The organism is Martinezella sp. CNPSo 3964 (assembly GCF_057784375.1).
This window is the reverse complement of the sequence record NZ_JBXSOW010000004.1, coordinates 20,360-42,991: the sequence shown is the minus strand read 5'-3', so window position 1 is coordinate 42,991 and position 22,632 is coordinate 20,360. Positions and strand designations below refer to the sequence as shown.

20 protein-coding genes are annotated in these 22,632 nt (G+C 59.4%); 7 read left to right on the top strand and 13 right to left on the bottom strand.

Annotation, left to right across the window (positions count from 1 at the left end; genetic code table 11):
- From AC13Q5_RS14130 to AC13Q5_RS14110, 5 genes are all read right to left on the bottom strand, one after another.
- Complete coding sequence (locus tag AC13Q5_RS14130; RefSeq protein ID WP_488502050.1) at nucleotides 1-1,014, bottom strand: alpha-ketoacid dehydrogenase subunit beta; 1,014 nt, start codon at nucleotides 1,012-1,014, stop codon at nucleotides 1-3.
- Between the two features lies 1 nt (nucleotide 1,015).
- Nucleotides 1,016-2,248 (bottom strand): 3-methyl-2-oxobutanoate dehydrogenase (2-methylpropanoyl-transferring) subunit alpha, encoded by a 1,233-nt coding sequence (locus AC13Q5_RS14125; protein ID WP_075854368.1) that lies wholly within the window; start codon nucleotides 2,246-2,248, stop codon nucleotides 1,016-1,018.
- An 82-nt stretch (nucleotides 2,249-2,330) separates the two neighbouring features.
- Complete coding sequence (locus AC13Q5_RS14120) at nucleotides 2,331-3,458, bottom strand: acyl-CoA dehydrogenase family protein (protein WP_488502049.1); 1,128 nt, start codon at nucleotides 3,456-3,458, stop codon at nucleotides 2,331-2,333.
- Between the two features lie 29 nt (nucleotides 3,459-3,487).
- Entirely contained in the window at nucleotides 3,488-4,675 is a 1,188-nt protein-coding gene (locus AC13Q5_RS14115; RefSeq protein WP_488502048.1) for an acetyl-CoA C-acyltransferase, read from the bottom strand.
- Nucleotides 4,676-4,702: 27 nt separating this feature from the next.
- Nucleotides 4,703-5,470 carry a 3-hydroxyacyl-CoA dehydrogenase gene (locus AC13Q5_RS14110; RefSeq protein WP_488502047.1) on the bottom strand — a complete coding sequence of 256 codons (768 nt, stop codon included), beginning with the start codon at nucleotides 5,468-5,470 and terminating at the stop codon, nucleotides 4,703-4,705.
- 138 nt (nucleotides 5,471-5,608) lie between these two features.
- Here AC13Q5_RS14110 and AC13Q5_RS14105 point away from each other — a divergent pair, with 138 nt between their 5' ends.
- The gene (locus AC13Q5_RS14105) at nucleotides 5,609-6,673 is read left to right on the top strand and encodes an AraC family transcriptional regulator (protein WP_488502046.1); all 1,065 of its coding nucleotides are present in this window, start codon (nucleotides 5,609-5,611) and stop codon (nucleotides 6,671-6,673) included.
- Between the two features lie 80 nt (nucleotides 6,674-6,753).
- Here AC13Q5_RS14105 and AC13Q5_RS14100 read toward each other — a convergent pair whose 3' ends face one another.
- Nucleotides 6,754-7,641 (bottom strand): LysR substrate-binding domain-containing protein, encoded by an 888-nt coding sequence (locus tag AC13Q5_RS14100; RefSeq protein ID WP_488502045.1) that lies wholly within the window; start codon nucleotides 7,639-7,641, stop codon nucleotides 6,754-6,756.
- 108 nt (nucleotides 7,642-7,749) lie between these two features.
- Here AC13Q5_RS14100 and AC13Q5_RS14095 point away from each other — a divergent pair, with 108 nt between their 5' ends.
- The 3 genes from AC13Q5_RS14095 to AC13Q5_RS14085 are packed head-to-tail and all read left to right on the top strand — an operon-like array spanning nucleotide 7,750 to nucleotide 11,378.
- Complete coding sequence (locus tag AC13Q5_RS14095; RefSeq protein WP_457880383.1) at nucleotides 7,750-9,003, top strand: aromatic ring-hydroxylating oxygenase subunit alpha; 1,254 nt, start codon at nucleotides 7,750-7,752, stop codon at nucleotides 9,001-9,003.
- A complete protein-coding gene (locus AC13Q5_RS14090; protein WP_457880384.1) occupies nucleotides 8,993-10,075 on the top strand; it encodes an FAD-binding oxidoreductase in 1,083 nt (360 codons plus the stop codon). The genes AC13Q5_RS14095 and AC13Q5_RS14090 overlap by 11 nt, the downstream gene beginning before the upstream one ends.
- 22 nt (nucleotides 10,076-10,097) lie before the next feature.
- On the top strand, nucleotides 10,098-11,378 hold the full coding sequence (locus AC13Q5_RS14085; RefSeq protein ID WP_488502044.1) for a M24 family metallopeptidase: 1,281 nt from the start codon (nucleotides 10,098-10,100) through the stop codon (nucleotides 11,376-11,378).
- A 33-nt stretch (nucleotides 11,379-11,411) separates the two neighbouring features.
- Here AC13Q5_RS14085 and AC13Q5_RS14080 read toward each other — a convergent pair whose 3' ends face one another.
- The 3 genes from AC13Q5_RS14080 to AC13Q5_RS14070 all read right to left on the bottom strand — a co-directional run bounded on the left by AC13Q5_RS14080 (nucleotide 11,412) and on the right by AC13Q5_RS14070 (nucleotide 14,781).
- Complete coding sequence (locus AC13Q5_RS14080) at nucleotides 11,412-11,651, bottom strand: GFA family protein (protein ID WP_488502043.1); 240 nt, start codon at nucleotides 11,649-11,651, stop codon at nucleotides 11,412-11,414.
- A 91-nt stretch (nucleotides 11,652-11,742) separates the two neighbouring features.
- Nucleotides 11,743-12,315 (bottom strand): S-(hydroxymethyl)glutathione synthase, encoded by a 573-nt coding sequence (gfa, locus tag AC13Q5_RS14075; RefSeq protein ID WP_488502042.1) that lies wholly within the window; start codon nucleotides 12,313-12,315, stop codon nucleotides 11,743-11,745.
- Between the two features lie 429 nt (nucleotides 12,316-12,744).
- Nucleotides 12,745-14,781, bottom strand: a complete 2,037-nt coding sequence (locus AC13Q5_RS14070) for an oxidoreductase (RefSeq protein ID WP_488502041.1) — start codon at nucleotides 14,779-14,781, stop codon at nucleotides 12,745-12,747.
- Between the two features lie 145 nt (nucleotides 14,782-14,926).
- Between AC13Q5_RS14070 and AC13Q5_RS14065 the strand changes: the two genes are divergently transcribed.
- Nucleotides 14,927-15,556 carry a TetR/AcrR family transcriptional regulator gene (locus AC13Q5_RS14065; RefSeq protein WP_457880388.1) on the top strand — a complete coding sequence of 210 codons (630 nt, stop codon included), beginning with the start codon at nucleotides 14,927-14,929 and terminating at the stop codon, nucleotides 15,554-15,556.
- 125 nt (nucleotides 15,557-15,681) lie between these two features.
- Here AC13Q5_RS14065 and AC13Q5_RS14060 read toward each other — a convergent pair whose 3' ends face one another.
- The 4 genes from AC13Q5_RS14060 to AC13Q5_RS14045 form a co-directional block, all read right to left on the bottom strand.
- On the bottom strand, nucleotides 15,682-16,875 hold the full coding sequence (locus tag AC13Q5_RS14060) for an NAD(P)/FAD-dependent oxidoreductase (RefSeq protein ID WP_457880389.1): 1,194 nt from the start codon (nucleotides 16,873-16,875) through the stop codon (nucleotides 15,682-15,684).
- 77 nt (nucleotides 16,876-16,952) lie between these two features.
- Nucleotides 16,953-17,753 (bottom strand): amino acid ABC transporter ATP-binding protein, encoded by an 801-nt coding sequence (locus AC13Q5_RS14055; protein ID WP_488502040.1) that lies wholly within the window; start codon nucleotides 17,751-17,753, stop codon nucleotides 16,953-16,955.
- A gap of 4 nt (nucleotides 17,754-17,757) precedes the next feature.
- A complete protein-coding gene (locus tag AC13Q5_RS14050) occupies nucleotides 17,758-18,498 on the bottom strand; it encodes an amino acid ABC transporter permease (protein WP_488502039.1) in 741 nt (246 codons plus the stop codon).
- 14 nt (nucleotides 18,499-18,512) lie between these two features.
- Nucleotides 18,513-19,391: a substrate-binding periplasmic protein gene (locus AC13Q5_RS14045; RefSeq protein ID WP_488502432.1), complete on the bottom strand. Its 879-nt coding sequence runs from the start codon at nucleotides 19,389-19,391 to the stop codon at nucleotides 18,513-18,515.
- A gap of 158 nt (nucleotides 19,392-19,549) precedes the next feature.
- Between AC13Q5_RS14045 and AC13Q5_RS14040 the strand changes: the two genes are divergently transcribed.
- Together AC13Q5_RS14040 and AC13Q5_RS14035 are read left to right on the top strand one after the other, a co-directional pair.
- Nucleotides 19,550-20,236 carry a GntR family transcriptional regulator gene (locus tag AC13Q5_RS14040; RefSeq protein ID WP_075854384.1) on the top strand — a complete coding sequence of 229 codons (687 nt, stop codon included), beginning with the start codon at nucleotides 19,550-19,552 and terminating at the stop codon, nucleotides 20,234-20,236.
- A 374-nt stretch (nucleotides 20,237-20,610) separates the two neighbouring features.
- The gene (locus tag AC13Q5_RS14035; RefSeq protein WP_457879075.1) at nucleotides 20,611-22,563 is read left to right on the top strand and encodes a putative bifunctional diguanylate cyclase/phosphodiesterase; all 1,953 of its coding nucleotides are present in this window, start codon (nucleotides 20,611-20,613) and stop codon (nucleotides 22,561-22,563) included.
- Nucleotides 22,564-22,632 lie beyond the last annotated feature (69 nt).

The window sequence follows — 22,632 nt, the reverse complement described above, 5'->3', positions numbered from 1 at the left end:
TCAGCCCTCCATCACTTCTTTCAGTGCCCGGCCGACGCGGGCGGGACCAGGGAAGTAGTCCCATTCCTGCGCGTGCGGATAAGGCGTGTCCCAGCCGGTTACGCGCACGATCGGCGCCTCGAGACTGTAGAAGCAGTATTCCTGAACCAGCGAAGCGATTTCGCCGCCGAAGCCGGAGGTGAGCGTCGCCTCATGCACGACGACGCAGCGGCCGGTCTTCTTCACCGATTGGACGATGGTGTCGAGATCGAGCGGCAAGAGGCTGCGCAGGTCGATTACCTCGGCGTCGGTCCCCGTCTCTTCCGCCGCGGCGAGCGCCACATGCACCATCGTGCCATAGGCCACGACCGTGACTGCACTGCCGGACCGGCGGATTTCCGCCTTGCCGATCGGGATCGTGTAATGCCCTTCCGGAACCTCGCCGAGATCGTGCTTCGACCAGGGGGTAACAGGCCGTTCGTGGTGGCCGTCGAAGGGTCCGTTATAGAGGCGCTTGGGTTCGAGGAACATCACCGGGTCCGGATCTTCGATCGCCGCGATCAACAGGCCCTTGGCGTCGTAGGGGTTGGAAGGCACGATCACCTTCAGTCCGCAGACATGGGTGAAGAGTGCTTCCGGGCTCTGGCTGTGCGTCTGGCCGCCAAAGATGCCGCCGCCAGTCGGCATGCGGACCACGATCGGGCAGGTGAAATCGCCGTTGGAGCGGTAGCGGATGCGTGCCGCCTCCTGAGTGATCTGATCATAGGCGGGGTACATGTAATCGGCGAACTGTATTTCCACGCAAGGTTTGAGGCCGTAAGCCGCCATGCCGATTGCGGTGCCGAGGATGCCGGATTCGTTGATCGGCGCATCGAAGCAGCGGGTCTTGCCATACTTGGCCTGGAGTCCCTGCGTGGCGCGGAAAACACCGCCGAAATAGCCGACGTCCTCGCCGAAAACGACGACATCGTCGTCACGCCCCATCGAGACGTCCATGGCGCTGCGAACGGCCTCGATCATTGTCATTCTTGCCATGTCAGTACCCTGCCTTCTGCCGCTGGCGGCGGATATGGGGGGGCATTTCCGCGTAGACGCCTTCGAAAATGTCGCGCACGGACGGCTTGCCGCCGGCATGGAGCGTACCGTGGCTCTCGGCCTGCTTCTGCGCCTCGATGACCTCGTCGAGAATTTCGGCCTCGGCCTGGGCGTGGCGTTCCTCCGACCAGACACCGCGCACGATCAGATGCTTCTTCAGCCGCAGCACCGGATCACCGAGCGGCCAGGCCTCGGATTCGGTTTTCGGACGGTACGCGCTCGGATCATCGGAGGTGGAATGAGCACCGACGCGGTAGGTGACATATTCGATCAGGGTCGGCCCGAGATTGCGCCGGGCACGCTCGGCCGCCCATTTGGCGACGGCGTAGACGGCCAGATAGTCGTTGCCGTCGACACGCAGCGCCGGGATACCAAAGCCGAGGCCGCGGGCCGCAAAGGTGCCGGAGCCGCCGCGGGCAATGCCTTGGAAGGTTGAGATGGCCCACTGGTTGTTGACGATGTTGAGGATGACGGGCGCCTTGTAGGTGGAGGCGAAGACCAGCGCGGAATGGAAATCGGATTCGGCAGTCGAGCCGTCGCCGATCCAGGCGGCAGCGATCTTGTTGTCGTTCTTGATCGCCGAGGCCATCGCCCAGCCGACGGCCTGCACATATTGGGTGGCAAGATTGCCGGAGATCGTGAAGAAGCCATGCTCCTTCGACGAATACATGATTGGCAGCTGCCGGCCGCGCAAAGGGTCCGCCTCATTCGAGTAGATCTGGTTCATCATCTCGACCATCGGATAGTCGTCGGCAATCAGAAGCCCCGCCTGGCGGTAGGTCGGGAAATTCATGTCTCCCTTGTTCAACGCCTTGCGGAAGGCGGAGCTGACCGCCTCCTCGCCGAGATGCTGCATGTAGAAGGAGGTCTTTCCCTGCCGCTGCGCCATCAGCATGCGGGCGTCGAAGGCCCTGAGCTTCATCATGTTGCGCAGGCCCGTCAGCAACTCCTCATCGGAGAGCAGCCCAGCCCATGGACCGACCGCCTCGCCGTCGCGATTGAGAACGCGGATAATGGAATAGGCGAGATCGCGGATCTCTTCCGGCGCCACGTCGACCACCGGCTTTGGTACGGCACCGGCTTTGGCGATCTTGACGTTGGAGAAATCCGGCTGGCCGCCGGGCCGGACCGCCGGCTCTGGCACGTGCAGGCTCAGATTTGGAACCTCGTTCATGTCCTGTGATACCTCCCTTGTCGACCGCCCCGCCCGTTGCTCCCCACGGCGGGCACAGCCGCAAACATTCTAGGAAAACATACTATAAGTTGCGCGCGATAACGATGCGCTGAACATCGCTCGTTCCCTCATAAATCTGACAGATGCGAACATCGCGATAGATGCGCTCGACCGGATAATCCGCCATGTATCCGTAGCCGCCATGGATCTGGATCGCATCGGAGCAGACCTTTTCGGCCATCTCCGAGGCGAACAGCTTGGCCATCGAGGCTTCGGTGAGGCAGGGTTGCCCCTCCTCCTTCAACTGCGCTGCGTGCAGCACCATCTGGCGGGCCACCTCGATCTGCGTCGCCATGTCGGCAAGCCGGAAAGCCACCGCCTGATGATCGATGATCGGCGAGCCGAAAGCGGTGCGCTCGCGGGCATAATCACGCGCCGCCTCGAAAGCCGCGCGCGCCATGCCCACGGATTGCGATGCGATGCCAATGCGCCCACCCTCGAGGTTCGACAGGGCTATCCTGTAGCCGTCGCCCTCCGCACCGAGCCGATTTTCGGCAGGGATGCGCATGCCGGTAAAGGCGATCTGGCATGTATCGGACGAATGCAGGCCGAGCTTGTGTTCGACGCGCACGACTTCATAGCCGAGCGTATCGGTCGGTACGATGAAGGCGGAAATGCCCTTCTTGCCGGCATCGGGATCGGTGACAGCGAAGACGATGATGACATTGCCGTTCTTGCCAGAGGTAATGAACTGCTTTGCGCCATCGATGACATAGTGGTCGCCGTCGCGGCGGGCGCGTGTCTTCAGGTTCGAGGCGTCGGAGCCAGCCTGTGGCTCGGTCAGGGCAAAGCCGCCGATCCATTCGCCGCTTGCCAGCTTCGGCAGGAAACGCTGCTTCTGCTCCTCCGTGCCGTATTTCAGGATCGGCACGCAGCCGACGGAGCTGTGCACACTCATGATGGTGGAGCAAGGACCGTCTCCGGCGGCGATCTCCTCGAGCGCCACAGCATAGGCGATCACACCCGTCTCCGAGCCGCCATAGGCTTCGGGCACAAGCATGCCGAGGAAACCAAGCTCGCCCATCTCCTTCAGTTCTTCACGAGGGAAGCGGCTTTTCTCGTCGCGCTCCGCAGCACCCGGCGCCAGCCGCTCGCGGGCAAAATCGCGCGCCATGTCGCGGATCTGGATCTGGTCTTCTGTCAGAATCATTTCCGGTCTCCTCCTCGAAACCGTTCAGCTCAGTTCAGTTCGACGGCCATCGCCGTTGCCTCGCCGCCGCCGATGCAGAGCGTCGCCATGCCGCGCTTCATGCCATGACGCTTCAGCGCCGAAAGCAGGGTGACGAGCACGCGCGCGCCGGATGCCCCGATCGGATGGCCGAGCGCGCAGGCGCCGCCGTGAACATTGACCTTGTCATGCGGCAAGTCGAGATCGCGCATCGCCGCCATGGCGACGACGGCAAAGGCCTCGTTGATCTCGAACAGGTCGACATCCCCAAGGTTCCAACCGGTACGCTCGCCGAGCTTGCGCAACGCGCCGATCGGCGCGGTCGCAAAAAGATTGGGTGCCTGCGAATGCGTCGCATGGCCGACGATGGTGGCAAGCGGTGATATGCCCTCGCGCTCTGCCTGGGAGCGCCGCATCAGTACCAGCGCGGCGGCGCCATCGGATATGGAAGAGGCATTCGCGGCGGTTACCGTGCCGTTTTCGCGGAAGGCGGGCTTGAGCGTCGGAATCTTTTCCGGCTTCGCCTTGCCCGGCTGCTCGTCGCGGCTGACGATGAACTCGGACCGCCCTGCCTTCACCGTGACGGGAATGATCTCGGCATCGAATGCGCCCTCTTCGATCGCATTTCGGGCGCGGGTCAGGGATGTGACCGCGTAGTCGTCCTGTGCCGCGCGGGTGAACTGGTAGGCTTCGGCACAATCCTCGGCGAAGGTGCCCATGAGGCGACCCTTGTCATAGGCATCTTCCAACCCATCCAGAAACATATGGTCGATGACGCGGCCATGCCCGAGCCGGTAGCCGCTGCGCGCCCGGTCGAGCAGGTAAGGCGCATTCGTCATGCTCTCCATGCCCCCGGCAACCGCGACCGATACGCTGCCGGCCGCGATCAGATCATGCGCCAGCATGGCGGCCTTCATTCCGGAGCCGCACATCTTGTTGACGGTGGTCGCCCCTGCGGCAAATGGCAGGCCAGCCCCGATTGCTGCTTGTCTCGCCGGCGCCTGACCCTGTCCCGCTGGCAGAACGCAACCGAAGACCGTTTCCTCCACGGCCTCCGGGCTGATACCGCTTCGATCGAGCGCAGCACGGATAGCGGCGGCACCGAGCTCCGGCGCAGTGGCATCTTTAAGATCGCCCTGGAAGCCGCCCATTGGCGTACGGGCTGAACCAACGATGACGATTGGATCTTCTCGCGTCATATCAAAACCTCCCGTGCCGAGCTTGCCTCAGTGTGGCGCCATGCGCAAAGCACCATCGAGGCGGATGACTTCGCCATTCAACATAGTGTTCTCACAGATGTGGCGTACCAGTGCGGCAAATTCCACCGGCCTTCCGAAGCGCGGTGGAAAGGGTACGCTCTTGCTGAGTGAATCCTGTACTTCCTGCGGCATGCCGGCCATCATCGGCGTCTCGAAAATACCCGGCGCGATGGTGACGACGCGAATGCCGCTGCGGGCCAATTCCCGGGCGATCGGCAGTGTCATGGCGGCGACGCCACCCTTGGAGGCCGCATAGGCCGCCTGACCGACCTGCCCATCGAAAGCAGCAATCGAGGCCGTATTGATGATGACGCCACGCTCGCCCTCCGCGTCAGGTTCTCCCTTGACGATTGCCGCGGCAGCGAGCCGGATCATGTTGAACGTGCCGATAAGATTGATGCCGATTGCGCGGGCAAAGCTGTCGAGCCGGTGCGGGCCATTGCGGCCGATCACTTTTTCGCCGGGCGCGACGCCGGCGCAATTGACCAGGCCGTGCAGATGACCGAAGCGTTCCAGCGCCGTGTCGATCGCGGCTTGAGCGTCCTTCTCCTGCGTGACGTCAGTCCTGATAAAGGTTGCGCGCGCCCCAAGTTCGCCGACAATGCCGGCACCAGCATCGTCATTGACATCGGCAATGACCACGTTCGCGCCTTCACCTGTCAGCATTCGCGCAACTGCCGCCCCAAGGCCCGAGCCACCACCGGTAACGACGAAGGTTTTTCCCTGGATCAACATGGTCGCTCTCCTCCAGCGCAGTCGATTTCAACCGAGGGCCTCCACGCTTCGTGCAGTCGCCCGCAGTATCGTATCCCCGGCAGCGCGCGATTCACCTTGCGCCTCGCCCAAGCTTATCGTCGCACGATATTGCATTCGATGACAAAAGCGTCTCAAATCATCGGCCAGTTTTACCATATTTCGCAGGTCCTGACGATGACGGAAACCGCACGGCGAATGATATCACCTTTCTTCGTGAAAGAGGCCATCGACTGCCTTCGGCGGCAGGGGAAATCTCCCGAACGATTGCTGGCGACACTCGGCCTGTCCGCTCAGATCGACGTGCCGATCTCCGCGGAGAGCTACGGTGCGCTCTGGCTTGCGATCGCGGCCGAGATAGACGACGAGTTCTTCGGCATGGGCGGCAGACCCATGCGTCGCGGCAGCTTCACGCTGCTCTGTCATTGCGTGTTGCATGCAAGGACCCTCGACCAGGCGCTGCGGCGGGCGTTGCGGTTTTTGAACATTGTGCTGGAGGACCCGAAAGGGCATATCGACGTGGTCGATGGGCTGGCGCATATTGTGCTAACCGACGGGAAGGACGCGCACTCCGCCTTTGCCTACCGGACCTACTGGATCTTGCTGCACGGCATCGCCTGCTGGCTGATCGGGCGCCGCATTCCCCTGCGAATGGTCGATTTTCGCTGCGCCGAGCCGGGGCATGGCGCCGACTACCGGCAATTTTTCGGAGCGCCCGTGCGCTTCTCGCAACCGGCGAGCAGGCTTGCCTTCGATGCCTCCCTCCTGAAACTGCCCGTGACGCGCAGCGAGCAGGCTCTGAAGCAATTTCTGCGCAATGCGCCGGCCAATATCCTCGTGCGTTACCGCTATGACGCCGGCCTTGCAGCGAGCGTGCGCAAGCGGCTCCGCCAATTGCCACCTGCCTCATGGAAAGCATTCGATGATTTGGCCGCACAAATGCGCATGTCTCCTTCGACGCTGCGGCATCGCCTGCATGCCGAGGGCCAGAACTATGCCGCCATCAGGGATGAAATTCGCCGCGATCTTGCAATCGAGATGCTGCAAACGACCGAGTTCGGCGTCGGGGAGATCGCGACACGCCTCGGCTTCTCCGAACCCAGCGCCTTCCATCGGGCATTCCGAAAATGGACCGCAAGAAGCCCCGCTGCATTTCGGAAGGAGATGACCGCGCGAAACCGGTGACTATGCTCGACGATGCCCGTTTCCCGACGGCTTGTCATGCGAAAGGCTCCGCTGGCATTCCTTGTCAGTCCGTGCTCGCCCTACCGCGTCAGCGCGTTGGCAAGCCAATTCGCAGCATGCTCCGCCGCAGGCTTGCGGCGTGTTCTGGCCGGGAGCAGAACATAATACCGGTCCTCGGTGGGCATCTCGGCCACTTCCAAGGCGACGAGCGTGCCGTCCTCCAGGAAGGTCTGGATAAGAAGACGCCAGCCTAGCGCGATCCCCTGCCCGGCGCGTGCGGCCGCGATCGCCTCCGTATAGTGATTGAAGCGAAGATGCGGCCTTATTCGCAAAGCCCGGCCTGTCTCCTCGGCCCATTGCGGCCAGGACAGCCATGATCTGTCATGCACGTCTGTCTCGATAAATTCGTCGGTTTCGCTGAGATTGCCGGACGGACGCCGGTGGAGATAATCGGGCGAACATACAGGGACGACAAAGTCCTCCTGGGAGGCAACCACCTTCGCGTCGGCGAATGGCGGCCTCCCATAACGAATGGCGATATCGATATCGCCGGCGTCCAGATCAATTCTTGCATCCTGCGAGACGACCCTGATCTGCACGCCCGCGTTCTCCCGCCGAAACTCTGCCAAGCGTGGAAGTAGCCAGAAGGAGGAGAAAGCGACGGTCGCGCCGATCGTCACCACGTTCTGCTGGGAGGACCTGACCGCGTCGATCGTGTCCGCAATGTTCGCGAAGCTCTGAGCAAGCGTCGTTCCCAGGGTGAGGCATTCCGCGGTCGGTTCGATGGCGCGGTGCTTGCGTACGAACATCGGTAGCCCGAGTTCCTCCTCCAACGTTGCGATCTGGCGACTGACAGCTGCCTGCGTGACGCCAAGCTCGGCCGCAGCCGCGGTAAAGCTCCGATGCCGCAGAACGGCCTCGAGCGTCATCAATGCCGTTAGGGACGGAATTCGCCGCCGAAAGTTCATCAAACATCCCTCGCATTACATAAAGTTATGGATTGCAGAAAATTAATGCCGTTGAAGCATAGCCGATGCAAGGGCAAACTGCGGACCGTCGAGGCATAAGAGGTTATCATGCTAAACAGGCTCCCATCTTCCATCTCTGCCCTCCTTGAAGCACGCGCCGATGGTTATTCCCTGCCTGCCGGCCTCTATATCCGCGAGGATGTCTTCGAGGCCGATATCGACGTCTTCTTCCACAAGCACTGGATCTGTGTCGGCCTCGATTGCGACGTGCCGGAACCAGGCGACGCCACCGTTGTCGATATCGGCAAGACCAGCCTGATCCTGCTTCGCGACGACGATGACGAGATCCGCGTGCTTCACAACGTCTGTCGCCACCGCGGATCGCGCCTGCTTGATGCTGGCAAGACGATCGTCTCGAAGCTCGTCTGTCCCTATCATACATGGACGTATGAATTGACCGGCGAGCTAAGCTACGCGCCACACATGGGCAGGGATCTGGACAAGCAGTGTCACAGCCTGAAGCCGGTGAACTTCAAGTCTATCGGCGGCCTGATCTATGTATGCCTCTCCGACAATCCGCCGGAAGACATCGCGGCCCTCGAACAAGCAATGATCGAACGCCTTGCACCCTACGACATTCGCAATGCCAAGGTCGCTTATCAGACCGACGTCATCGAGGACGGTAACTGGAAGCTCACGATGGAAAACAATCGCGAGTGCTACCACTGTTCCGCCAATCATCCCGAGCTCTGCGTATCCTTCGTCGACCTCGACTTCGGCTTCGATCCGGAGACGCTGAACCCTGAGGACCGCGAGCAGGCCGCCGAGCATTTCCGGCTCTACGACGAACGGACAAAAGCCTGGGAGGCGGATGGCTTTCCGTCGGCGGCGGTCGAGCAGCTCGTCGATTGCGCCACGAACTTCCGCACCCAGCGCCTGATCATTGCGGGTGCCGGCGAATCCCAGACACATGATGCGACTGCGGCATCGTCGAAACTGCTTGGCCAGATGACCCGCAAGGATCTCGGCGATACGCATCTTTGGGGTCACAATAGCTGGAACCACTTCATGGGCGATCACGCCGTGGTCGCAACCGTCATCCCGCTGTCGGCTGGCAAGACGCTCGTCAGAACCAAATGGCTCGTCCATAAGGACGCTGTCGAAGGCAAGGACTACGACCTCGACAAGCTCACCGACGTCTGGATCGCCACGACGGACCAGGATGCGGACCTCGTTGCCCGCTCGCATGCCGGCGCGCTCGACCCAGCTTACCAACCCGGCCCCTATTCTCGGTTCTCGGAAACCAACCTGGACAAGTTCGCGGCGTGGTACATTGATCGGATGCGCGCCCATGGGTATTGAGTTCGCTCAAATGCAGCGCGGTCAGGCCGCTGTTTGGGATCCGGAGCACGACGAAACGCTTGTATGCATCGACGTGCACCAGGAGACGCATGACGTGAAGAGCTTCACGTTCGCATCTCCGGAAGGCAAGCGCTTCAGCTTCGATGCCGGGCAGTACTTTCTGTTCGACTTCCCGATGGGTTCGGATGGTGAAGCCCGCTGTTACAGCATCTCGTCGTCGCCCCACCGCGGCAACGCGTTCACCGTCACGGTCAAGCGCGTACCCGGCGGCAAGGTCTCGAACTGGCTGCACGACAACATGGCTGCCGGCATGACGGTCAGGGGTCAGGGACCGCTCGGTCACTTCATCCGCCCGAAAGGGGAAAAGGCTAAACTCCTGCTGCTCTCGGGTGGGTCGGGCATCACGCCCGTCATGTCGATCACGCGCGATCTGGCGGATCGATACGAACCCTCGGATATCGTTTTCCTTCACGCAGCGCGCACGCCTACCGACCTCATCTTCCGCCATGACCTTTCCGGTCTCGCAGCGCGGATGAAAGGTCTGCGTCTCCATTTCCTGCCGGAGACAGTGGTTGGCGAACCGGCTTGGCCAGGGCTGACCGGCCGGATCTCGGCCGAATTCCTCAAGCTCGCGGTTCCCGACATCGCCGAGCGGGTCGTCATGTGCTGTGGTCCGGCACCTTTTATGGCCGCAGCCCGCTCGATTACCACCGCACTCGGCGTCCCCGCGTCAAACTATATCGAAGAGAGCTTCGATGCGGCTGTCATCGACGAACCTGGGCTGGACGTCGAGCAACAGCCTGCCCAGAAGGTCTATCAGGTCGAATTTTCGAAGCAGAAGCGAACGCTGCAAGTCTCTTCCGATCAGACGGTACTCGCAGCCGCGAAGAAGGGCAGCATCAGGCTTCCTTCGTCCTGTTCGAATGGCATGTGCGGCACGTGCAAGTCGAAGCTCGTCTCGGGCTCTGTCGAAATGAACCACAATGGCGGGATCAGACAGCGCGAAATCGACGCCGGGATGTTCCTACCTTGCTGTTCGAAGCCGCTTAGCGATCTTGTCGTTGATCGCTGACGAAGGATCGATGGGAGGGGAAATGCTGGGTGGAGAAGAGAATTCGTCGCCTTCATCCGCAGCACCCGTCTTCAAGGACGACCGCAAGCAAGCCTATCTCAACCCTGATGGTGCCGATCGTCCTCTGATCAGCCCGATCCCATCATCGACCCTGGACAGTGCAAGACGCTACCGTCTCGGGCGTTTGCGGGCGAAGATGAAGGAATGGGACTGTCCGGCGCTCCTGCTCTACGATCCGGTCAACATCCGCTACGCCTTCGACTGCTCGAATATGAGCATCTGGACAATGCACAATCCGTCCCGATATGCGCTCATCCTTACCGACGGGCCGGGGATCATGTTCGAATTCGAAGGATCGGAGCATGTCAACAATGGCCTGCCCGGCATCGACGAGGTCCGAACATCGAAGCCCTTCCTCTTCTTCACTGCGGGCAATCTGGTCGAGGAGCGGATGAAAGCATGGGCGGACGAGATTGCAGACGTGGTCAAGCTCCACTGCCGCAACGGCAGGATCGCCGTCGACAGACTTGAACCGGGGCCTGCCCATGAACTGCAAAGCCGCGGTTTCACGTTGCTTGACGGCCAGGAGCTTGCAGAGCGCGCGCGCTCGATCAAGAGTGCGGAAGAAATCGAGCTCATGCGCTGGACGATTCGCGTCTGCGAGGCTGGGATGGCCCGGATGTACGCAGTCTCCGAGCCGGGCCGCACCGAACGGGAAATCTGGGCCGAGCTCCATTTCGAAAATGCGCGCAGCGGCGGCGAATGGCTGGAGACCAAGCTTCTGACCGCAGGCCCGCGCACCAATCCCTGGTATCGGGAGTGCTCCGACTACATCATCAAACGTGGCGAGATGATCTCCTTCGACACCGATATGATCGGGCCTTATGGCTACTGTGCCGACCTTTCGCGGTCATGGACCTGCGGGCACGTGGCAATGAACGGGAAGCAAAGGGGGCTTTACGCGGCGGCAAGAGAGCAGATCGAGCATAATCTTTCGATCATTCGACCTGGCATGACGTTTCGCGAGTTCAACGAGAAGAGCTGGCGAATTCCCGAAAAATACATTCCCCATCGTTACACCCTGGCCGCGCACGGCACCGGCATGGCCGATGAATGGCCTGGAATTCTGCTGCATCCGGACTTTGATGAAAATTTCAGCGGCGTCATCGAAGAAAACATGGTGCTTAATATCGAAAGTCTCATTGCCGAAGACGGCTCCGAAAGCATCAAGCTCGAAACCCAGGCGCTTGTCACCGCTATCGGAATCGAGCGTCTTGATACATTCCCCTGGGAGGAGATCTGACCGCAAAAGGGATCGGTCGCCTCCGATACCGGGCTAATCGTATGGTCGTGCGGGAAAGTCAGATAATGGCGGCCATTGTCGCCGACCTTCACATAAAGCTGCGGCTCCCCACTCATGGATCTCGAATGCCCTACGAGGCACATCCACGGTGACCCTATAGGCCATCCCCGTCAGCCGCTGGCAATCTTTGCAGTGACAGATCGATACCCGTTCGGGATCGATTTCCGCCTTGTACGAAACAAATCCACAATGACATCTTCCGTCTATGTGCACCTGCCTCACCCCATTTCTCGCTGTATGCGATAGCTGAGGTCTAGGGCGGCGCCAGAACGGTTTCCACCGAAATGGCGCCGCCTTCACCCCCTTAGGCAGGCAGAGCGCCGCTCTTCCTGGCGGTCCAGGTGGCGATGTAGTCCATCAGGCCGGGCGACAGGCAATCATAGGGCTCGAGGCCGGAAGACTTCAGCTTCGACCGGACCTCGTCCATCTTCGAAGGATAGAACCCGCTTTCGATGATCGAGGAGACGAAGGCCGCAAAGCCCGGCTGCGCCCAGCCCTTGGCTTCGAAGCGCTCAGGGTGGATGAACGACAGTCCCTGGAAAGGATGCTCGCGTTCGACCGGCCCGTACATGTGGACTCCGCATTCCTTGCAGGCGTGACGCTGGATCAGGGCGGCCGGATCGACCACCGCGAGCTTGTTGCCGTTTTCCAGCACCTCGACCTTATCGGTCGGAGCAACAGCCACGACCGAGAAGTTCGCGCCGGCAGGCTTCCAGCACTTGGTGCAACCGCAGGCGTGATTGTGCGCGATATCGCCGCTGACCTTCACCTTCACCGTATTGCTTGTGCAATTGCAAACGAGCGTCCCGCCGGCAAAGCTGGCGTCGGTCGCCCGATATCCGGAATCCACAACCGGATGGATATTGATGCTACTCATAGATGTTCTCCTCCCTCCTGGGCCGGGCGGAATGCTCCGGCCGAGCTGCAGTCGCTCGTTTCGCCAGCCTTTCAGCATGGCAGCGGCGATGATCGTCCATGAACGTCGAATGAAGAAGCAGGAGTGGCCGCAACCCTCCTCCGTCCTCAATTTAAGCTCGATACTTGCAGCCTCGCAAGCGTTCTTGAATTCCGGAAACCATCCTCGATAAGCGCGCAGGCGCCGACATCGCGCCAGGCCGTCACATCGGCATCGCGATATTCTCAAAAAAACCAGAAGTGACCAACCGGCAGCGCTCGGAGGGCAGATCGGCACCAAGGCGAAGAAACTTCACGCTAAAGCGCGGGGCGATCTTCCAGATTCGCTTTTCGCGCTTTAGGTCTTTGATTTTCCCCGGGTCGTTGTCGCAAAGCCGCTGCGCGACATGCGTTAGATGTCCTTTGCGATCCTCAGGCCATCGTAGATCGCGGCATGCGTATTGCGCGCGGCCACCGCATCGCCGATCCGGAAGAGCTGGAACCTGCCTTCCGGATTGCGGATGACGGATTGCGGCTTCCCGTCCAGGAGCTGATCGTAGGAGGTCTCGCCCAGATTGCTCGAGAGCGGCTTAAGTTCGAAGTACAGCTCGTCGAGCGGGATCGTACCCTGATTGACCACGATCTGATCGACGACACGTTGTTTGGAAACGCCGCCGTAGTCACTGCCGACATTGGCGACGATCTGGTTGCCGTTCCTTTCGGCCGATTCCAGCCGGAACGTCACTGTGAAGGTAACATCAAGCGTCTGCAGTGAACGCATGTAGGGAACGAGATTCATCGCCATGACTTCGGGAGCAAAGGAGCGATCCGGCGTCATGATCTCGACCTTCGCTCCGGCCTTCGCCAGGAATTCTGCCGCCTGCAGACCTGCGTGGTCGCCGGCATCGTCGAATATGAGCACGTTCGATCCCGGTTTCACGTCGCCCGAGATAATGTCCCACGAGGAGACTACCAGTTCGTTCCCCTTCGAAAGCACATCGGTATGCGGCAGGCCACCCGTCGCGATAATGACAACGTCGGGATTTTCAGCCGTTACGGTTTCGGCCTCAGCCCATGTGTTGAAGTGAAAGGTGACGCCAAGCTTCTCGCACTGACTCATGCGCCAATCGATGATGCTGATCATTTCGCGGCGACGTTCGCTCTGCGCCGTGAGACGGATTTGGCCGCCTGGGTCGTTCGCCGCTTCGAACACGATGACGTAGTGTCCGCGCTCGGCTGCCACCCGTGCGGCTTCAAGGCCCGCCGGCCCTGCGCCGACCACGACCACCTTCTTGCAGATCTCCGCTCTCTCGATGATGTGAGGCATCGTCTGCTCGCGCCCGGTCGCCGCATTGTGAATGCAGAACGCCATGCCGCCCTGATAGATGCGGTCCAGACAGTAGTTGGCGCCCACGCAGGGACGGATGTCCTCTTCGCGCTTCTCGATGATCTTGCGGACGATATGCGGGTCCGTCATGTGAGCGCGTGTCATGCCGATCATATCGACCTTGCCCGCCGCAATGGCATGACGTGCAGTGGCAACGTCCTGGATCTTGGCGGCATGGAAGGTCGGAAAGCTCGTCGCAGCGCGGATTTCGCCCGCGAAATCGAGATGAGGCGCACTGGCCATCCCCTGGATCGGGATGACATCGGTCAGGCCAGGATCCGTATCGATGTGGCCACGGATGACGTTCAGATAGTCGATGAGGCCGCTCTCCTTGAGCATCCTCGAAATCGCTATGCCATCAGCCTTGTCCGTCCCGCCAGGAAGGCGCTCGTCGGCGGTGTAGCGCACCCCGAGGATGAAGTCGTCGCCGACCCGTTTTCGCATCGCCTTGAACACGTCAAGACAGAAGCGCATGCGGTTCTCGAGCGGGCCGCCATAGGGGCCGTCGAGTTCGTTGGTCAGCGGCGAGGCAAACTGGTCGATGAGGTGGCCATAAGCCTCCAGTTCCACGCCATCCATGCCGCCGGCCTTCATGCGCTCGGCAGCGTCGGCGAAATCCTTGATGATGCGTTCGATGTCCCAGTCTTCGAGCTTCTTTGGAAACGCGCGATGAGCCGGTTCGCGGTGGTGGGATGGCGACACAACGGGCAACCAGTCTCCCTTGTCCCAGCGCGTACGCCGGCCAAGGTGCGTCAACTGGATCATGATTGCCGCCCCCTCCTCGTGAACCGCATCGGTCATCTCCCTGATCCACGGAACGATCTCGTCCTTGTAGGCGAGAAGGTTGTTGAACACTGGCGGACTATCCCTGGATACGGCGGCTGAACCCGCCGTCATGGTTAGGGCCACGCCACCCCTCGCTCTCTCCAGCGTGTATGCGCGATAGCGTTCCTTCGGCATGCCGTCTTCGGGATATGCCGGTTCGTGAGACGTGACGATGATGCGGTTGCGCAGCGTCAGATGCTTGAGTTGATAGGGTTGGAGAAGAGGATCGTTCGACATGTGCCGGGCTCCAGATTAGGAATGCAGCAGGACGCTAAACAGTAATGTACACATGCGTCAACATCGGAAAACATAGATATTATCTTTCCGGACACTTCTGTACATTTTCGTTGTGCGGGTTCTACCGATTTGTTAGGAAACGACCATGGATCAGAGTTTGAACGATAGCGGCTGGCGAGGATCGCAGGAGGGGTGGCTGGAGGCCGCCTATTCGCTGCTGATCGATTCCGGTATCGATTCCGTGAAAATCCTGCCATTGGCGAAGAAGCTGAAGCTGTCACGCACGAGCTTCTATTGGTTCTTCAAGGACCGCGAAGAACTCCTTGAGGCGCTGGTGGGGAAATGGCGGGACAAGAATACCGGGAATCTGGTCAAGCAGTCCGAGGCCTATGCGGAATCTCTTGTCGAGGCGATGCTCAATGTCTTCGACTGCTGGCTGAACAAGGACCTGTTCGATTCCCAGTTTGAATTCGCAGTGCGCAGTTGGGCCTTGCAATCCCCTGATATCCTCAAGGAAGTTCGTGAAGCAGACCAGGCGCGGGTAGAGGCGCTCTCACGGATGTTCATGAGGTTCGGTTTGGACCCGGCTGCCGCCGATGTTCGCGCGCGGACGACCTACCTTGTCCAGATCGGCTACATCTCGATGCAATCGCAGGAGGATATCGCTCTTCGAATGAAGCGCATTCCGGAATATATCGCGATTTATACCGGCCAGATTCCGCAGCAACGAGAGCTGGATCGCTTCTTCTCCCGACACGGTTACAAACCAGGCTAAGAGGAAATACAGAACAGATCGAGAAGGACTGGCACGTCGCAGACCTCGGTTGGCTCGGAGGAGCAATTGCCGGCGGCTTGATCGAGGTCGCGGCAATCGCCGAAAATGACCTTCCCTCTCCTGCGTTAGCTGGCCAGCATTGCGCTGACCAGCTGAGCCGTGCGGGGCGCCAGGGTCAATCCGATGTGCCCATGCCCGAAGGCAAGGATGACGTCCCTGCCGCCTTTTGATGGCCTGATGACCGGCACGGAATTGGGCATTGAGGGCCGGAACCCAAGCCAGGAACGACTTGGCGCCCCGAGTTCGGGGAAGAATCTGCGCGCATTCCTCACAAGGGCTTGCGTAAGCCGCGGATTCCCCGGAGCGGTCAGTCCGCCAAGTTCCACCAGGCCGGCAACACGCAGCCGCCCCTGCATCGGGCAGAAGTAAAAGCCGTGGGCGGTGGGGCAGACCGGCCGCTCGACCGGCAGGTCCGCCATGTCATATTCAACGTGGTAGCCACGCTCGGTATCAAGCTGCACGGCATCACCGAGCGCTGCAGCCAGCTTGCGCGAATGGGCACCGGCAGCAATGACGACCGTGCGTGCGCGCAGCTCGTAACCCGAAGCTGCGATGCAAAGGCCGCTTCGCTCGCGCACGATGCTGCTAACCGATGCCTGGACGAATTCCACGCCTGCCCGCTTCACGGCTGCGGTGAGGAGGTGCATCACCTGGCCCGGATCACTGAGACTGATCGCATTCGGGAAGAAAACCCCGCCTTCAAATCCAGTGAGGCGAGGCTCCAGCCGGGCTACTTCGCCGGCCGAGAGAAGCTCTTGCGAAACGCCATGGTTGCGACGCAGCTCTATATCGGCACCAGCCGCCTTGAATGCCTTTCGCGTCTCATAAAGGTAGAGGCAACCCTTTGCGGATAGAAAATTCGAAGCGTTTATCTCTGCGGCGAGCTCCGTCCAGGCGGACGAGGCGTCCGAAACAAGCTCGGCAATCCGGCCGGCATTTCCACGATAGCGATGTGGGAGAGATTCGTAGGCAAACCGCGCCAGCCAGGGGAAGAGGGTCGGCAACGCCGATGTCCGGACCGCCAAAGGGCTATCGGGACTGAGGATAAGCGACAGGAAATTTCGAAGCACCGATGGGGTTCCCACTGGTATGATCGCATAGTCCGCCACGGTTCCCGCATTGCCGTAGGAGGCGCCTGATCCCGGCTCGTTTGGTTCAATGACGATGACCTCGCGCCCATCGGCGCGAAGTCGAAGGGCGATCGCCAGGCCGATGACGCCGCCGCCCACGACGGCGATATCTGTCGAAATCCGTTTCATTTCTTCCATATTTTTCAGGGAAATGCAGTCACTGGCACGGTCGCGATACCAGGACGGCACGGCTGGAAACTTCGTGCTCAGCCTGGTTTAGCGTATCTTGCGACATAAGCGACCGTTCGAGGTTCCCTGGGATTATCAAGCACATCTGCAGCCGGACCCTGCTCGATAATCCGGCCGCCGTCGATGAAGACGACCCAATCCGATACCTCCCGGGCAAATGGAAGTTCATGCGTGACGATGATCATCGTCATCCCATCCCCTGCAAGCTCGCGCATCACACGCAGCACTTCACCGGTCGATTCCGGATCGAGCGCGGAGGTCGGCTCGTCAAACAGGAGCACGGTTGGCGACAAAGCCAGAGCCCGCGCGATCGCGACGCGCTGCTGCTCGCCGCCCGACATTTGTTCCGGATAAGCAAGCGCCCGGTGCACAAGGCCAACCCGGGTCAGCAATCGCACGGCGCGCTCCACCGCCTCGTGCTCCCCGACGGCTGCAGCATGCATCTGTGCCAGCACGACATTTTCCACCGCGGTCAGATGCGGAAACAGATTGAAGCGCTGGAACACCATGCCGACCCGCTGGCGCAGCTTTGCAAGATCTTTGCAGGTCACCGCTCCCTTCGAAAAGATCGCCTCGCCGTTTATGTCGATGGCGCCGTCTTCGGGCTGTTCAAGCAAATTCACGCAGCGCATGAGCGTTGTCTTGCCGCCGCCGCTTTGCCCGATGATGCTGACAATCCGACCGCGTGGAACGTCGAGGTCTATGCCATCGAGAACCAATCTTCCGTCGAAGGATTTTCGAAGCCCCCTGATCTTGATCGCGGCGGCGTTGTCTGGCGCAGTCACTGGGCGCTTTGCTTCAACTGTTACCTGAGCCATTCGTCTAGCTCCCTGCCTGAATCAACGTTCTTGCCAGCCTCAACCGCCGGCGGCGACCAAACGACAAGGGTATGCCGTCATGGATCGTACGTTCGAGCCAGAGAAGGCATTGCGAGACGGGATAGCAGACGGCAAAATAGATCACCGCAATCACCAGATAGACTTCGAGCGACCGGAATGTCTCCGAAGCGATCAATTGCGCTCTCGTCATCAGCTCCGCCGCCGAGATCGTCACCAGCAATGAGGTCGACTTCAACAGATCGACAAACATCGTATTGGTACCCGGCAGCGCAAGGCGGAGTGCTTGCGGCAGGATCACATGACCAAAGGTGGTGGCACGGCCAAGACCCAAAGCATGCGCCGCCTCATTCTGACCCGAGTGAATGCCTGCTATCGCCGCGCGAAAGATTTCCGACAGATAGGCTGCATAGAACAAGACCAGGCTGAGCACACCGGCGACAAAGACGCTGAATCTGATCCCGACCGAGGGCAAGCCGAAGTAGGTGACGAAGATGATCGCAAGCAGGGGCACATTCTTGAAGACTTCCGTGTAGATGGTCGCCGGCAGGCGCACGATGCGCAACCGATTGAGGCGCATCAAGGCAAGCGCGAGTCCGAGGATCGCCGCCCCAACGAAGCTAGCCACCGTATAGGCAAGGGTCCGTAAAAGACCCTCGCCGAGATTGCCTGCATAGTCGCCCCAGGGAACTTGAAACAATTGAGCAAGAGGCTGCCAAAAGCTCATGTCCGTTCCTCCACTCAATCGGCGACGGATGGAGGTGACCAGGTCTGCGGTCGGTCGACGCCACGCCGCTGTGCCGCCATCTCCGGCGACGGAACCAGGAACTGCTTGGGATCGCCGCCCCATTTCGTCACGAGCGCGGCAAGCGAGCCGTCCTTATACATCGCATCGATCTGGTCGGAGATTGCCTGTGCGAGCTTCGGCGCCTGCTTGGGCAGGTAGAAGCCGGTCATATAGGGCTGGAAATATTTGTAGTCGGGATGAGCGGCAACCTGCTCTGCGGTCGGCGCGTTGAGATAGGCAACCCGAAACTTCATGTCGGGCCGTTGCTGTTGCTGATAGATGATCAGCAGCGGATCGAGAAAACCGATGTCGAGCCTTCCCGATGAAAGATCCGAAAAGACGCTATCGGCTGTCGGATAGGTGCGCGCATCGGCCTTCGGAACTTCGGCAATCGACTTGGCCCAGACGTATCCTGTCACCGTGCCGAGTGCCTTGCCCTCCAGGCTCTTGACGTCGGGATAGGAAGCATCGCCATGCACGGCCATGGCCGGCGGCGAATAGTAGGGCGGATCGGTGAACAAGCCCACCTTCTGCCGTGCATCGGACCATGCGATGCCGCCGATCGTGATATCGGCGCGTTGTGACTGTACCGCGGCAAGCATGCCGGGGAAATCGGTTACCGTCGTCTCGATCTTGAGGCCTAGCTTCTTGGCGACCGCGTCGAGAATGTCGCTATCGAGCCCGACGAGCTTCTCATCCTTCAATGCCGTGTAAGGCATATAGGGCTCTATTGCGACCTGCAGCACACCCGGCTTCAGCGTTTCCAGGTCTTCGGCATTTACAACCGTGGATAATGACATCAGGCCAAAGCCAAATCCCAGGATTGCTGCCATCCCGCGTTTGAACCGAGAATGCGGGAAAATATCGTTGCTAATCACGTTCACCCTCCTTATATTTTTGTAATATATTACAGAGTATATTATTGAGGTGCATTGTCAAGTGATTCAGCTCAAAGCGGATCGGATCACGCGCACGGATGGAGACGAGGTGTATGGACACTTGGATGTCGGAGGAGATGCTCGACGACCCGGAAGCGTCGCTGACGTTGGCCGAACGCACCTATCTGCAGCTGCGCGAGGACATCATCACGGTGCAGCTGGCGCCAGGTACCATCCTTAAGGAAAATGACGTGATGCGCCGGCTCGACGTCGGCCGTACGCCCGTACGGGAAGCCTTCCTGCGACTGCAACGCGATGGTTTTGTCGACGTCAATGCACGACGAGGCACCTTTGTCAGCAGGATCGACATCAGTGATCTCACCGCAATCTATGAGGCCCGGGCCAGGATCGAATCCTGGGCAACGCGACTGGCGGCAGAACGCTTGCGCGAACCGGAACGCCGCGAGGCCGGCGAGCTGATTGAGGCGCTAAAGGCGCTCTCTCTCCCATCGGAACTGGACGCGCTGCTCGCGCTCGACCGGCGTATTCACCGTTTCATTTATCGCTGCGCCAAGAACCGGTATCTCTTCGACACACTCGACCACTACCATAACCTTTCGCTCAGAATCCTGCATGTCGCGATGCGGCGGTTTCCTGAACTTTCCCCGGAACTCGATAAGGTCGTGCAGGAGCAGATCCTTATGCTTGAAGCCGTCTGCCGCGGAGATGCCGATACTGCGGAACGAATTGCCCTGCATCATGTCCTCAGTTTCGAACAGGAGGTCCGCAAGGTCATCTGACCGCGTTGAAGAAGCTGAAGCTTTCCACCTCGCCGCACCATTGATTCGATGAACTTCGACGATCGGCTCCGAATGCTCGTCTAGTGACGATGATCTGCCAATTTTTTCAAGGCAATCTTACCGCCAGTGCTCGCATGGCTAACCAATTGCCGCAACGCTAGAGATCGACCCAAGTACTAAAGTGTACGTTTATCATATCAAACTTGGTGCAGATGATAGAATGTACAGCTTTTACAAGAAAACACCTTCTTCCGATTAAGCTAACAAGCATGCATCCGATGGTTGAGGCAATTGTTTTTTGATTAACCGTGTGCATTTCAAATAATGTAACAACATATATGCCATAAATGGCGCATTACTCTATGAGCTGCGCTATGGAAATACTAAAAGCCAAACAGAAATTTCAGCGTTTTATGTCCATTCGGTCCGATAATCCGGACTTGCTGAAAGCTCAGTACCGCGCTTTCACACGGCAGATGCCGATGATGTATTTGATCCTGATTTCGAGTACATGGGCGCTTTCCATTACCCATATGCAATCAGCGCCGACTTGGCTCACCATCGGTATCCCAACTTTCTTCACGCTCGGCTGCATGCTCAGGATCACGTTCTGGTGGAGGACACGCAATGTCGATCCCCAGCCCGAAGTGGCTTATGCAGCGCTCGTCCGCACCAATCGCCTGGCTATCGGGATCGCCACTGCATTCACCATTTGGTCATTCTTGCTGGTGCCCTATGGCGATGCATATGCTCAATCTCATGTCGCCTTCTATATGGCGATTACCGTCATCTCATGCATTTTCTGCCTGATGTATGTTCGCTCCGCGGCATTCATAGTCACTGTGATCGTCAATGGAGCATTCGTTTTATTTTTCGTGGCCTCAAGGCAACCGACTTTCATTGCGATCGCTATCAATGTGGCACTGGTCTGTGCGGGCATGATGTCGATTCTCCTGACGAACTACCGCAATTTCGAGCGCATGGTTATCTCGCAGCAACGCACGGAAGCGCTTAGCAATGAGAACCTCTTGCTTGCAAATATCGATAGCCTGACGGAACTACCCAATCGCCGCGCGTTTTTTACGCATCTGGAAGCCGAATTCGAAAGGGCCAAGGCCGAAAACACGCGACTGGCCCTGGGCGTCATTGATCTCGATGGCTTTAAGCCGGTCAACGACCTTTACGGACACTCCGTGGGGGATAGGCTGCTGATCGACGTCAGCAGGCGCCTAACGACCAGCTTGAAAGCCAGCCGGGCGTTTCGATTGGGCGGCGATGAGTTTGCAATTGTCGCTCCGCTCGCGCCTGAAGATGCTCAGCTCGTTAAAAACGCGAATGCGATTTCCGAATGGCTCGGAGCGCCTTATCATCTGCCGGAAGGAACGGTGCATGTATCCGCATCGATGGGAATAGCAGTCTTTCCAAACCTCGCTTCTACTCTCGAGCAGCTTTTCGACAGGGCTGATTATGCCCTCTACTATGCCAAGAGAAATCGTCGCGGGGGCGCAGTCCTATTTGACGCTGAGCACGAAAAGCAGATCAATATAGAGGCGCGCATTGAGCACCTGCTCAAGCAAGCCAATCTGGAAGACGAACTCTCGGTCATGTTCCAACCGATTGTGGACTTGGAAAATGACCAGACGGTTGGCTTCGAGGCCCTGGCCCGCTGGCACAGCCCGGTTCTTGGACATGTCTCGCCCGCACAGTTCTTCCCCATTGCCGAACGGGCTGGTATCGTCGGTTCGCTGACGCGGCCTCTGCTTAAAAAGGCACTGGCCTTCGCATCGGAGTGGGAAGAACCATTGCGCCTGTCGTTCAACCTGTCCGCCTTCGATCTCAATTCCAGCGAAGGGGCGCTGTCGTTGGTTGGAATCATCGAGAGCAGCCGCTTTGACGCGAAGCGTCTTGATCTCGAAATTACCGAAACGGCCTTTACGCACGATTTCGACCAGATCAAATCGTCGGTCGAAATGCTGCGGCGCCTCGGTTGTGGCATTTCACTGGACGACTTCGGCACCGGTTATTCCAGCCTGACGCGGCTGCATGCTCTTCCCTTGACCAAGATCAAGATCGACCGCAGCTTCGTCACAGATTTGCACAAAAGGCCCGCCAGCTACAAAATAGTGAAATCTCTTCTCACCCTCAGCCGAGACATGGGGCTGGAATGCGTGGTTGAGGGCGTTGAAACACCCGAAGAGCTTGCGGCCCTTCGAGGGTTGGGAGGTACGCTGGTGCAAGGCTACCTCTATTCGCGGCCACTGAGCGAAAAAGGCGCTGCCGAATGGTGTTTCACCGCCGCGCGGCAAGCTGGCTCATCAGCAAGCTGAAACCCCAATATCCCCGATACGTGCCACAGATGACTTGCTCCTGATGGGAATAAGGGCTCCGGCTGCCTG